This is a genomic window from Pseudomonas putida, from assembly GCF_026625125.1.
Taxonomy (GTDB): domain Bacteria; phylum Pseudomonadota; class Gammaproteobacteria; order Pseudomonadales; family Pseudomonadaceae; genus Aquipseudomonas; species Aquipseudomonas putida_X.
The window spans coordinates 566,830-578,774 of the sequence record NZ_CP113097.1 but is presented as its reverse complement, the minus strand read 5'-3'; the positions used below and the strand labels follow the sequence as shown (position 1 = coordinate 578,774).

The 11,945-nt window shown below is 62.7% G+C and carries 11 protein-coding genes; 2 read left to right on the top strand and 9 right to left on the bottom strand.

What is annotated here, in order from left to right; genetic code table 11:
* Positions 1 to 109: 109 nt before the first annotated feature.
* The 9 genes from OSW16_RS02695 to tkt form a co-directional block, all read right to left on the bottom strand.
* Positions 110 to 406, bottom strand: a complete 297-nt coding sequence (locus OSW16_RS02695) for a winged helix-turn-helix domain-containing protein (protein ID WP_241804035.1) — start codon at positions 404 to 406, stop codon at positions 110 to 112.
* 12 nt (positions 407 to 418) lie between these two features.
* Complete coding sequence (locus OSW16_RS02690; RefSeq protein WP_267823861.1) at positions 419 to 919, bottom strand: M48 family metallopeptidase; 501 nt, start codon at positions 917 to 919, stop codon at positions 419 to 421.
* A 39-nt stretch (positions 920 to 958) separates the two neighbouring features.
* On the bottom strand, positions 959 to 3,079 hold the full coding sequence (locus OSW16_RS02685) for a putative bifunctional diguanylate cyclase/phosphodiesterase (RefSeq protein ID WP_267820557.1): 2,121 nt from the start codon (positions 3,077 to 3,079) through the stop codon (positions 959 to 961).
* A 198-nt stretch (positions 3,080 to 3,277) separates the two neighbouring features.
* On the bottom strand, positions 3,278 to 4,342 hold the full coding sequence (fba, locus tag OSW16_RS02680; protein WP_008093958.1) for a class II fructose-bisphosphate aldolase: 1,065 nt from the start codon (positions 4,340 to 4,342) through the stop codon (positions 3,278 to 3,280).
* Between the two features lie 101 nt (positions 4,343 to 4,443).
* The gene (locus tag OSW16_RS02675; RefSeq protein ID WP_241804038.1) at positions 4,444 to 4,773 is read right to left on the bottom strand and encodes an MliC family protein; all 330 of its coding nucleotides are present in this window, start codon (positions 4,771 to 4,773) and stop codon (positions 4,444 to 4,446) included.
* A 64-nt stretch (positions 4,774 to 4,837) separates the two neighbouring features.
* Positions 4,838 to 5,056: a hypothetical protein gene (locus OSW16_RS02670; protein WP_241804039.1), complete on the bottom strand. Its 219-nt coding sequence runs from the start codon at positions 5,054 to 5,056 to the stop codon at positions 4,838 to 4,840.
* 32 nt (positions 5,057 to 5,088) lie between these two features.
* Positions 5,089 to 6,252, bottom strand: a complete 1,164-nt coding sequence (locus OSW16_RS02665; protein ID WP_267820552.1) for a phosphoglycerate kinase — start codon at positions 6,250 to 6,252, stop codon at positions 5,089 to 5,091.
* A gap of 12 nt (positions 6,253 to 6,264) precedes the next feature.
* Positions 6,265 to 7,326: an erythrose-4-phosphate dehydrogenase gene (gene epd / locus OSW16_RS02660; protein WP_241804041.1), complete on the bottom strand. Its 1,062-nt coding sequence runs from the start codon at positions 7,324 to 7,326 to the stop codon at positions 6,265 to 6,267.
* Between the two features lie 189 nt (positions 7,327 to 7,515).
* Positions 7,516 to 9,513 (bottom strand): transketolase, encoded by a 1,998-nt coding sequence (gene tkt / locus OSW16_RS02655; RefSeq protein ID WP_267820551.1) that lies wholly within the window; start codon positions 9,511 to 9,513, stop codon positions 7,516 to 7,518.
* A gap of 226 nt (positions 9,514 to 9,739) precedes the next feature.
* On the opposite strand from tkt, the gene OSW16_RS02650 reads away from it, so the two are divergent.
* Entirely contained in the window at positions 9,740 to 10,732 is a 993-nt protein-coding gene (locus tag OSW16_RS02650; protein WP_241804043.1) for an ArsR/SmtB family transcription factor, read from the top strand.
* A 19-nt stretch (positions 10,733 to 10,751) separates the two neighbouring features.
* Positions 10,752 to 11,942 carry a methionine adenosyltransferase gene (metK, locus tag OSW16_RS02645; protein ID WP_012312441.1) on the top strand — a complete coding sequence of 397 codons (1,191 nt, stop codon included), beginning with the start codon at positions 10,752 to 10,754 and terminating at the stop codon, positions 11,940 to 11,942.
* The last annotated feature ends 3 nt before the right edge of the window (positions 11,943 to 11,945 follow it).

Here is an 11,945-nt window from a genome sequence, read left to right as displayed (position 1 = left end):
GCGGTCTTCGATAACGCTGGTAGAGAGACTACACAAAGCCGCCGTACAGGGCAGCGGCCAATAGTGTCAATTAGCCTCTAATTTGGCCGAGGCACATAGACTCACAGACTTACGGGTAGCCGAGCACTTCCCTGATCTGGCGTAGGTGGCGGATGATCCACTGCTTGTCGATCGCTCCCCAGTCACGGATACGATAATGCCCGGCGTGGTTGCGCGCCCCGTCCTGCTGCTCGAACTCGCAGACAATGTCCAGGTCGGCCAGCGCAGCGATGGTGTCCTGCGCGGTGCGGCGCGGCATGCCGGTGGCTTCCATCAAGGCGGGCACGCTGGTAGCGGTCTGGCTGTCGATCAGCCAGGCCACGTACAGGCGGCGATAGAAACTGCTCTTGGTCTTGCTCACATCCATGCTGCGTGATCCTTACAGGTTACCCGGCAGCTCCCGATAGGTCAGGTAGACGCGCAGGTCGAATTCCAGTTGGTGGTAGTCCGGCTCCATATGCTGACAAAGCTGATAGAAGGCTTTGCTGTGGTCACGCTCGCGCAGGTGCGCCAGCTCGTGTACCACGATCATGCGCAGGAACTGCGGCGCGGCCTCCTTGAACAGCGAGGCGATGCGGATTTCCTTCTTCGCCTTGAGCTTGCCCCCCTGCACCCGCGATACCGCAGTATTGAGCCCGAGCGCACGGTGGGTGAGGTCCAGACGGTTGTCGAACAATACCTTGTCCAGGCTGGGCGCACTGCGCAGGTACTGCTGGCGCAATGCCTGGGCGTAGCCGTACAGCGCCTTGTCGCTCTGCACGTCATGGCGACCGGGATAGCGGCGCTGCAGGTAGTCACCCAGGCGGTCGCTGTCGATCATCAGCTGCACCTGCTCCTGCAGGTGCGGCGGGTAAGCTTGCAAATAGCGTAAGACGGTCATGGCATGGCATTCGGCGTAACGAATGACGATTCTAGCCAATCAGGACCCCGGCCAGGGAAAAATTGCCGGGAAGCCGCTGGCATCGGCGGCGGTCATCGGGCGAGCGACAAGAAAGCCCTGCACGTAGGCGCAACCGTTTGCCTTGAGCCAAGTGGCCTGGGCCGCTGTTTCCACGCCCTCGGCGATGACCGTGACGTTGTAATCGGCGCACAGGCCGATGACGCTGCGCACCAGGGCGGCATCCGCCGCCGAATCGGGCAGGCGCGCCACCAGGTGGCGGTCCAACTTCAAGGTGTCGATAGGCAGGTCGCGCAGCATGCGCAGGGAGCAGTCGCCAGCACCAAAGTCGTCCAGCGCCACGCGCACGCCCAACTCGCGCAGGCGGTGGATCTGCTTGATCGCCGCGTCGATGTTGTACATCAGTGAGGTCTCGGCGACTTCCACTTCCAGCTGCGCCGGGTTGAGCTGGTAATCCTCTATCACCCGCTGCAACTCATCGACCAACCCAGGCATGGCGAACTGAGCGCGGCTCAGGCTGATACCCAGCACCAGGTCCGGCGCAAAACGCTCACACCAAGCCTGGCGCTGCGCCGCGCCCTGGCGGTAGATCCAGCTGGCCAGGCGCGTTATCAGTCGCGCCTCCTCCAGCAAGGGGATGAACAAGCCCGGCGGTACATCGCCAACACTGGGGTGCTGCCAGCGCAGCAGGGCTTCGAAACCGCGCAGATGCCCGTCGGCGAAAGCGACCTGGGGTTGGTACACCATGTTGAAACCTTGCGACTCGACCGCGTCGCGCACGCTGTCCTCGAGCATCAACCGTGAACGCGCCCGGCCATTGAGCTCCTGGTCGTAGAAACGGTACTGCCCGCGCCCAGCTTGCTTGGCCGCATACATCGCCGCATCGGCGGCACGCAACAGGCCTTCGACCGTGGCACCGCAGTCCGGGTAGGTGGCAATACCGATGCTGACACCCAGGGATACATCCAGGCCGGCCACCTGCCGCTGAACGGACACACGCTCGAGCAGTTGCTCGGCAAAGCGGCCGGCTTGTTCCGGATACGGCAGGCCATCGAACAGCGCAGTGAACTCGTCTCCGCCCATGCGTGCCAGCAGCGCCTCACTGCCCAGGCAGTCCTTGAGCTGCTCGGCAACCCAACCCAGTACCCGGTCCCCGGCATCGTGGCCGAGCGAATCATTGATCCGTTTGAAGCCATCCAGGTCCATGTACATCAAAGCCTGCGTCTTGTCCGAGCGTTCGTTGCGCAGCAGCACACTTTCAGCTGCCTGATAGAACCCTCGGCGGTTGAGCAGGCCGGTGAGCGGGTCGGTGACCGCCTGGTATTCGAGCTGCTGGTGCAAATTACGCACTACCGACATGTCCAGCACCGTCACCACCATCGCCTGCTGATCGGCCGGCAGCGGCGCGCAGGACAAGGCTACCGGCACCAGGTGGCCGCCTGACGTGCGCAGGTGAGCATCGTGTATACGGAAAATCTGCCGCGACTGGTAGGCGTGATGAAAATCCGATTCGCTCCATAAGGTGGCATTGGGCAGTTGCAGCAACCCAAGCAACTGCGCGCCCTGCAATTGCTCGACCGGGGCATCGAGCAAGCGCGAGATCGCCGGGTTTGCAAAGCTGATGCTGCCGTGAGCGTCGACCACCAGAATACCTTCGGCGGCATTTTCCAGGATGGACGCATTGAACGCCCTGGCTGCCTCCAGTTCGCGCGTCAAGCGTTGCAGCATGCGCCGGTTGCGCTGCTGGTCCAGCTGCGCCTGCACCTTGGGCTTGAGGATCTGCGGGTCGAACGGCTTGAACAGGTAGTCCACCGCACCGCTGGCATAGCCCTTGAGCACGGCGGCATCGGACTGCTCGTTGGCGGTGAGGAAGATGATCGGAGTCAGCTTGGTCCGGTGGCTGCCACGCATCAGCCGGGCAACCTCGAAACCGTCCATTTCCGGCATCTGCACGTCGAGCAGCACAAGGTCGACTTCGTGCTCCAGCAAGGCGCTCAAGGCTTCCATCCCTGAACCTGCGGTCAGCACCTGCCAATCTGTGCGGGCCAGCAAGGCGCGCATGCTTATGAGGTTCTCAGGGTAATCGTCCACCACCAGGAGAACCGAGTTGCCATCCGGTGGTTGAGGGTAAGCGCCATCCATGCTGCTTTCTCTTGTATGACCGACTTCGACGTGCAATTTGGATCCGATTAATCACTCTAGACGCGAGTGCGTAACGCGCAATGCAATCAGAACGCTATCAACGACTAAATGTAAGGGTAGTCGACTAACGGTTGTTTGCTGGCCATTGGCCCATAAAAAAACCCGCATTTCTGCGGGTTTTTTCGTGGCGGCCTGTGATCAGTTGACCTTGGCGGCCAACTCACCTTTCAGGTAACGCTGGAACATGCCTTCCAGGGAGATCGGCTTGATCTTCGAGGCATTGCCGGCGGTGCCGAAGGCTTCGTAACGAGCGATACAGACATCGCGCATGGCTTTGACGGTTTCGCCGAAGAACTTGCGCGGGTCGAACTCGCTTGGGTTCTGCGCCATCAGGCGGCGCATGGCACCGGTGGAAGCCAGACGCAGGTCGGTATCGATGTTGACCTTGCGCACGCCGTGCTTGATGCCTTCAACGATTTCTTCGACCGGTACGCCGTAGGTTTCTTTGATGTCGCCGCCGTACTGGTTGATGATCGCCAGCCACTCCTGCGGTACCGAGGAAGAACCGTGCATCACCAGGTGAGTGTTGGGGATGCGCTTGTGGATTTCCTTGATGCGGTCGATCGCCAGCACGTCACCGGTCGGCGGCTTGGTGAACTTGTAGGCGCCGTGGCTGGTGCCGATGGCGATGGCCAGGGCATCCACCTGGGTTTTCTTGACGAAATCCGCGGCTTCTTCCGGGTCGGTGAGCATTTGGCTGTGGTCCAGCACGCCTTCGGCGCCGATGCCGTCTTCTTCACCGGCCATGCCGGTTTCCAGCGAACCCAGGCAGCCCAGCTCGCCTTCGACCGAAACACCGCAGGCGTGCGCCATGGCGACAGTCTGCTGCGTGACACGGACGTTGTACTCGTAGTCGGTCGGGGTCTTGCCGTCTTCACCCAGCGAGCCGTCCATCATGACCGAGCTGAAGCCCAGCTGGATCGAACGCTGGCACACGTCAGGGCTGGTGCCGTGGTCCTGGTGCATGCACACAGGGATGTGCGGGAATTCTTCGATGGCGGCCAGGATCAGGTGACGCAGGAATGGCGCGCCAGCGTATTTGCGGGCACCGGCAGAAGCCTGGACGATCACTGGCGAGTCGGTCTTGTCGGCCGCTTCCATGATGGCGCGCATCTGCTCGAGGTTGTTGACGTTGAAAGCTGGAACGCCGTAACCGAACTCGGCGGCGTGGTCCAGCATCTGGCGCATGCTAATGAGTGCCATTGTGTATCTCTCTCCCGACAAGCGTCGTTTTGTTTCGTGCAAGCCTGCCGCAGGGGCGGTTGCTGTTCAAGTAGTGTGGGCCACCCGTGCGGCCCGGCCAGTCACGGTGCCTTGCAGCCCCGCCCAATCAGATCATTGGTTGCCACCCAGTACACCAGGCCTTCCTCGCCCTTGGTATGGAAGGCCAGCACACCATCGCTGTACATCGCACCCGAGGCACTGGGCTCGGCCTTGAGCCGGTAGACCTGGTCGCCGCCGCCGAGGCGCACGTCGACCGAATCCTGTTGTGCATCGGCGAAGCGCCATAGCACTTCGTTCTGGCTGTCACAGACCCAGCGGGTCCAGGTGGCTGCCGGGGCGGGTTGCGCCGGCTGCAGCAGCGAGCATCCTGCCAGTGTCGCCAGGGCCATCAAGGCCATCAGCGCTTTCATTGCATATCCTCTAGATGACCACACAACGGTCACTTGGTTGCCTGCACCGACGAAGCGCATCGGTTCATGGGCAGCCAGGCGCCTTGCGCTGGTGGTCTTCGTCATACTTTTCCAGGCCTTCCGGGCCCACGCGCTTGCTGATTACCGGCACGGTCTCGGCCTGCCACTCAGACTGGTAGCACCCGCCTTTGGGCGGCTGCGCCGGATCGTTGTCCGAGGGCGGGCTGCTGGAGCATGCGCTCAGCAAACCCGCCAGCAAGATCACAGGCAATTGCTTGACCATCAGGTCGCTCCCTTTGCCAGGCGCCGCCATTGTCAGGCTTTTGCCCGCTCTTCCAGAATCGCCACCGCCGGCAGTACCTTGCCTTCGACGAATTCGAGGAATGCACCGCCACCGGTAGAAATGTAGGAGATCTCGGCGCCGACGCCATATTTGTCGATGGCAGCCAGGGTATCGCCACCACCAGCGATGGAGAATGCGGCGCTTTCGGCGATGGCCTTGGCCAGTACCTGGGTGCCGTTGCCGAACTGGTCGAACTCGAACACACCGACCGGGCCGTTCCACAGGATGGTTTTCGACGATTTCAGCAGTTCGGCGAAGTTGGCCGCAGTCTGCGGCCCGATGTCCAGGATCATGTCGTCAGCAGCCACGTCAGCGATGGCCTTGACGGTGGCCTCGGCGCTCTCGGCAAACGCCTTGGCCACCACCACGTCGACTGGCAGCGGTACGCTGACCTTGGCGGCGATGGCCTTGGCGGTTTCCACCAGGTCAGGCTCATACAGCGACTTGCCCACCGGGTGGCCGGCGGCGGCCAGGAAGGTGTTGGCGATGCCGCCACCCACGATCAACTGGTCGCAAACCGAGCTCAGGCTGTTCAGAACGTCCAGTTTGGTGGACACCTTGGAGCCGGCAACGATGGCGGCCATGGGTTTGGCCGGTGCCTTCAGGGCCTTGCCCAGGGCGTCCAGCTCGGCGGCCAGCAGCGGGCCAGCCGCAGCGACCTTGGCGAACTTGGCCACGCCATGGGTGGAGCCTTCGGCACGGTGAGCGGTACCGAAGGCGTCCATGACGAAAACGTCGCACAGGGCCGCGTACTTCTGCGCCAGCTCGTCGGCGTTCTTCTTCTCACCCTTGTTGAAGCGAACGTTCTCGAACAGCACCAGGTCACCAGCCTTGACCTCGATGCCATCGAGGTAGTCGGCGACCAGCGCAACGTCGCGGCCCAGGGCCTTGCTCAGGTAGTCGGCAACTGGTTTGAGGCTGTTTTCGGCCGAGAACTCACCTTCGGTAGGGCGGCCCAGGTGCGAGCAGACCATCACCGCCGCGCCCTTCTCCAAGGCCAGCTTGATGGTCGGCAGCGCAGCCAGGATACGCGCGTCGCTGGTTACCACACCGTCCTTCACAGGCACGTTGAGGTCTTCGCGGATCAGTACGCGTTTACCTTGCAGGTCGAGGTCGGTCATCTTCAACACGGTCATGAATGCAGTCCTTCAGGGCTGTTTGGTGCGGGTTGGGTGGACGACGTGCAGATAATGTTCGGCAACGTCGAGCATACGGTTGGCAAAACCCCATTCGTTGTCGAACCAGGCCAGCAGGTTCACCAGGCGGGGGCCCGAGACGCGTGTCTGGCTGGCATCGACGATCGCCGAATGCGGGTCATGGTTGAAATCACAGCTGGCGTGGGGCAATTCGGTGTAAGCCAGCAAGCCTTTGAGCGGGCCATCCAGCGCCGCCTCGCGCAGCACCCGGTTGACTTCAGCAGCAGTGGTGTCACGGCCGGTCTGCAGGGTAATGTCAAGGCACGACACGTTGACGGTCGGCACGCGTACCGCTTTGGCCTGTATTCGCCCGGCAAGTTCCGGCAGCAAGCGCTCGATACCACGCGCCAGACCGGTGGACACCGGGATCACCGACTGGAAAGCCGAGCGCGTGCGGCGCAGATCCTCATGATGGTAGGCGTCGATCACCGGCTGGTCGTTCATCGCCGAGTGAATGGTGGTGATCTGCACGTACTCGATGCCGAACGCCTGGTCCAGCACCCGCAGCAGCGGCACGCCACAGTTGGTGGTACAGGAGGCGTTGGACACAAGCCGCTCGGCGCCGGTCAGGCAAGCCTGGTTGATGCCGTAGACCACCGTTGCATCCACATCGGCCTCGCTGGCCATGGGCTGCGAAAACAGCACCCGCGGCGCGCCGGCATCGAGAAAGCGCTGACCATCGGCACGGGTGTGATAGGCGCCGGAACACTCCAGCACCAGGTCGATGTCCAGGGCGGCCCAGTCGACGCCCTCGGGGGTGGCGCTGCGCAGGACCTTCACGCAGTCGCCATTGATATGCAGACAGTCGCCGTCGACCTTCACATCGCCGGGGAATCGGCCGTGAGTGGAGTCGAAGCGTGTCAGGTATTCCACGCTGGCCTGGTCGGCCAGGTCGTTCAAAGCAACGATGTCGAAGCCCGCCTTTGCCCCACGCTCAAACAGTGCGCGCAGGACACAGCGGCCGATGCGGCCGTAACCGTTGAGTGCAACTTTGAAGGGACGCGGGTGAGGCATGGGTGGGCTCGCTAACGCAGGGTGGCTGTTGGGGCGGCGTTGCGGCCCATCGCGGCACAAGGCCGCTTCTGCAGTTACCTCGCCAGCATCGAGTCTGCGCGGTAACTGTAGAAGCGGCCTTGCATCGCGATGGAGGGCAAGGCCCTCCCCTACACGACCTGGAGGGCGTCACCGCCCTCCTTGGTTACATCAGTCTTCCAGCAGCTCTTCGGCAGTACCCAGGATATTTTCCAGGGTGAAGCCGAACTCTTCGAACAGTGCGCTGGCCGGAGCCGACTCGCCGTAAGTGGTCATGCCGATGACACGGCCTTCGAGGCCGACGTACTTGTACCAGAAGTCGGCGTGAGCCGCTTCGATGGCGATACGTGCACCCACTTCCAGCGGCAGTACCGACTGCTTGTAGGCCGCATCCTGGGCGTCGAACACGCTGGTGCTCGGCATCGACACGACACGCACCTTGCGGCCCTGCTCGCTCAGCTTGTCGAACGCCTGAACAGCCAGGCCCACTTCCGAGCCAGTGGCGATCAGGATCAGCTCAGGCTCGCCGGCGCAGTCCTTGAGCACGTAACCGCCGCGGGCGATATCGGCGATCTGCTGGGCGTCGCGCGCCTGATGCTGCAGGTTCTGGCGCGAGAAGATCAGCGCCGAAGGGCCGTCCTTGCGCTCCAGGGCGTGCTTCCAGGACACAGCCGACTCGACTGCGTCGGCCGGGCGCCAGGTGTCCAGGTTCGGCGTGCTGCGCAGGCTGGTCAGTTGCTCGATCGGTTGGTGGGTCGGGCCGTCTTCGCCCAGGCCGATGGAGTCGTGGGTGTACACATGGATGACGCGCTGTTTCATCAGGGCGGACATGCGCACAGCGTTACGGGCGTACTCCATGAACATCAGGAACGTCGCGCCGTAAGGCACCAGGCCGCCGTGCAGGGCGACGCCGTTCATGATCGCGGTCATGCCGAATTCGCGCACGCCGTAGAACACGTAGTTGCCGCTGGCGTCGTTGGCGTCCACACCCTTGCAACCCTTCCACAGGGTCAGGTTGGAGCCGGCGAGGTCGGCCGAGCCGCCAAGGAATTCCGGCAGCAGTGGGCCGAAGGCGTTCAGGGTGTTCTGGCTGGCCTTGCGGCTGGCGATGGTCTCGCCCTTGGCAGCGACTTCAGCGATGTAGGCAGCGGCCTTTTCGGAGAAGTCGGCCGGCAGGTCACCGCTCAGACGGCGCTTGAGTTCGCTGGCCAGCTCCGGGAAGGCGGCGGCATAGGCATCGAAACGCTTGTTCCACTCGGCTTCAGCCTTGGCGCCTGCTTCTTTGGCGTCCCATTCGGCGTAGATGTCGGCAGGAACTTCGAACGGCGCGTGGTTCCAGTTCAGTTCCTTGCGGGCCAGGGCGATTTCGTCGTTGCCCAGCGGAGCACCGTGGCAGTCTTCCTTGCCCTGTTTGTTGGGCGAGCCGAAACCGATGATGGTCTTGCAGCAGATCAGGGTCGGACGGTCGCTCTTGCGCGCAGTCTCGATAGCTGTGCGGATCTCGTCGGCGTCGTGGCCGTTGACGTTGCGGATCACCAGCCAGTTGTAGGCCTCGAAGCGCTTGGGCGTGTCGTCGGTGAACCAGCCTTCCACTTCACCGTCGATGGAGATGCCGTTGTCGTCATAGAAGGCGACCAGCTTGTTCAGGCCCAGGGTGCCGGCCAGCGAGGCGACTTCGTGGGAGATGCCTTCCATCATGCAGCCGTCGCCGAGGAACACATAGGTGTTGTGGTCGACGATGTTGTGGCCTTCACGGTTGAACTGGGCACCCAGCACTTTCTCAGCCAAGGCAAAGCCCACGGCATTGGCCAAACCCTGGCCCAGCGGGCCGGTGGTGGTTTCCACACCCGGGGTGTAGCCGAACTCGGGGTGGCCCGGGGTACGGCTATGCAGCTGACGGAACGACTTGAGGTCGTCAATGGTGACGTCGTAGCCGGTCAGGTGCAGCAACGAATAGATCAGCATCGAGCCGTGGCCGTTGGACAGCACGAAGCGGTCACGGTCGGCGAAGCTCGGGTTGCTCGGGTTGTGCTTCAGATAGTCGCGCCAAAGCACTTCGGCGATATCCGCCATGCCCATGGGGGCACCTGGGTGGCCGCTGTTGGCCTTTTGCACGGCATCCATGCTGAGGGCACGAATGGCGTTGGCACGTTCACGACGGCTGGGCATCGCTTATCTCCTGGGGCTTGAATAGGTGGTGTAACGAAAAAGGCGGCCATTTTCCCCCACTGGGGGGCTGGGGGCAAACATTTAAGCGGCCAGCGGCACGCTTTAATCAGCAAGAGAAAGCGGACCCGAGCGCGCAAGGCTCTATTTCCTGCAGCTCATCGCCAATATCAAAACTTTTTGATATTGGCCTTGCTAGGGCAACGATGCCTGTCTAGACTGCCGCGTCATGAACCTGCGTACGCGACCGATCCCTCAGCGAAGCGACACATTGGCAGCCCTGTGCAAAGCTAGTGGCGACGAACTGCGCCTGAATGTCCTGCGCGCCCTGGCCAGCGATTCGTTCGGCGTCCTGGAGCTGGCACAGATCTTCGACATCGGGCAGTCGGGCATGAGCCACCACCTCAAGGTTCTGGCCCAGGCCGAGCTGGTGGCTACACGCCGCGAAGGCAATGCGATTTTCTACCGCAGGGCCCTGCCCGACAGCCAACGGCTGGGCGGCCGCCTGCATACCGCGCTGCTCGAAGAGGTCGACGACCTGACACTGCCGCTGGACGTGCAGGCGCGCATCGCCCAGGTGCAGCAACGCCGCGCCGCCACCAGCCAGGACTTTTTCCTGCGCGTGGAAGAAAAGTTCCGCGCCCAGCAGGACCTGATCGCCGGCCTGCCGCAGTACCGCGAAAGCCTGCTGGCGCTGCTCGACACACTGAATTTCCAGCCGACGGCCAGCGCGCTGGAAGTCGGCCCCGGCGACGGCGGTTTCCTGCCCGACCTGGCCCGGCGCTTTGCCTGCGTCACAGCCATGGACAACAGCCCGACCATGCTCGAGCTGGCGCGCCAGGTCTGCGAACGCGAACGTCTGGATAATGTAAACCTGCAGTTGGCCGATGCACTGGGTGCAACGGATGTGGAAGCCGACTGCGTTGTGCTGAACATGGTCCTGCACCATTTCAGCGACCCGGCCCTGGCCCTGCGCCTTTTGGCCAAACGAGTGAAGGCAGGCGGCAGCCTGCTGGTCACCGAACTGTGCAGCCATGATCAGGGTTGGGCGCGGGAAGCCTGCGGCGATCTCTGGCTTGGTTTTGAACAGGACGACCTGGCCCGTTGGGCCAACGCTGCCGGGCTGGCCCCGGGGGACAGCCTCTATGTGGGCTTGCGTAACGGTTTCCAGATACAGGTCCGCCATTTTCAGCGGACGGCTGGCGACACACACCATCGGTAAATTTTAGGAACCCGTCGAGATGAGCGAATACTCCCTTTTCACCTCCGAGTCCGTGTCCGAAGGGCATCCGGACAAGATCGCCGACCAGATTTCGGATGCGGTCCTGGATGCCATCATCACCCAGGACAAATACGCCCGCGTGGCGTGTGAAACCCTGGTCAAGACCGGTGTCGCCATCATCGCCGGCGAAGTCACCACGTCGGCCTGGGTCGACCTGGAAGAGCTGGTGCGCAAAGTCATCATCGATATCGGCTACAACAGCTCCGACGTCGGCTTCGATGGCGCTACCTGCGCCGTGATGAACATCATCGGCAAACAGTCGGTGGACATCGCCCAGGGCGTGGACCGCTCCAAGCCGGAAGACCAGGGCGCCGGTGACCAGGGCCTGATGTTCGGCTACGCCAGCAACGAAACCGACGTGCTGATGCCGGCACCGATCTGCTTCTCGCACCGCCTGGTCGAGCGCCAGGCCGAAGCGCGCAAATCCGGGCTGCTGCCTTGGCTGCGCCCGGACGCCAAGTCCCAGGTCACCTGCCGCTATGAAAACGGTAAGGTAGTGGGCATCGACGCGGTGGTGCTGTCGACCCAGCACAACCCTGAGGTTTCGCAAAAAGACCTGCAGGAAGCCGTGATGGAGCTGATCGTCAAGCACACCCTGCCTGCCGAACTGCTGCACAAGGACACCCAGTACCACATCAACCCGACCGGTAACTTCATCATCGGTGGCCCGGTAGGTGACTGTGGCCTGACCGGCCGCAAGATCATCGTTGACTCCTATGGCGGCATGGCCCGCCACGGTGGTGGCGCGTTCTCCGGCAAGGACCCGTCCAAGGTCGACCGTTCTGCTGCCTACGCCGGTCGTTACGTGGCCAAGAACATCGTCGCCGCCGGCCTGGCCGAACGTTGCGAGATCCAGGTGTCCTACGCCATCGGCGTAGCCCAGCCGACCTCCATCTCGATCAACACCTTCGGTACCGGCAAGGTCTCGGACGACAAGATCATCCAGCTGGTGCGTGAGTGCTTCGACCTGCGCCCGTATGCCATCACCAAGATGCTCGACCTGCTGCATCCGATGTACCAGGAAACCGCTGCCTACGGCCACTTCGGCCGTACCCCGCAGCAGAAGACTGTCGGCGACGACACCTTCACCACCTTCACCTGGGAACGCACCGACCGCGCCCAGTCGCTGCGTGACGCTGCCGGCCTGTAATCA

Excerpts from the sequence above, each read along its gene's own strand:
- OSW16_RS02695 (WP_241804035.1), bottom strand. The coding sequence starts at position 406 with ATGGATGTGAGCAAGACCAAGAGCAGTTTCTATCGCCGCCTGTACGTG.
- OSW16_RS02690 (WP_267823861.1), bottom strand. The coding sequence starts at position 919 with ATGACCGTCTTACGCTATTTGCAAGCTTACCCGCCGCACCTGCAGGAG.
- OSW16_RS02685 (WP_267820557.1), bottom strand. The coding sequence starts at position 3,079 with ATGGATGGCGCTTACCCTCAACCACCGGATGGCAACTCGGTTCTCCTG.
- fba (WP_008093958.1), bottom strand. The coding sequence starts at position 4,342 with ATGGCACTCATTAGCATGCGCCAGATGCTGGACCACGCCGCCGAGTTC.
- OSW16_RS02675 (WP_241804038.1), bottom strand. The coding sequence starts at position 4,773 with ATGAAAGCGCTGATGGCCTTGATGGCCCTGGCGACACTGGCAGGATGC.
- OSW16_RS02670 (WP_241804039.1), bottom strand. The coding sequence starts at position 5,056 with ATGGTCAAGCAATTGCCTGTGATCTTGCTGGCGGGTTTGCTGAGCGCA.
- OSW16_RS02665 (WP_267820552.1), bottom strand. The coding sequence starts at position 6,252 with ATGACCGTGTTGAAGATGACCGACCTCGACCTGCAAGGTAAACGCGTA.
- epd (WP_241804041.1), bottom strand. The coding sequence starts at position 7,326 with ATGCCTCACCCGCGTCCCTTCAAAGTTGCACTCAACGGTTACGGCCGC.
- tkt (WP_267820551.1), bottom strand. The coding sequence starts at position 9,513 with ATGCCCAGCCGTCGTGAACGTGCCAACGCCATTCGTGCCCTCAGCATG.
- OSW16_RS02650 (WP_241804043.1), top strand. The coding sequence starts at position 9,740 with ATGAACCTGCGTACGCGACCGATCCCTCAGCGAAGCGACACATTGGCA.
- metK (WP_012312441.1), top strand. The coding sequence starts at position 10,752 with ATGAGCGAATACTCCCTTTTCACCTCCGAGTCCGTGTCCGAAGGGCAT.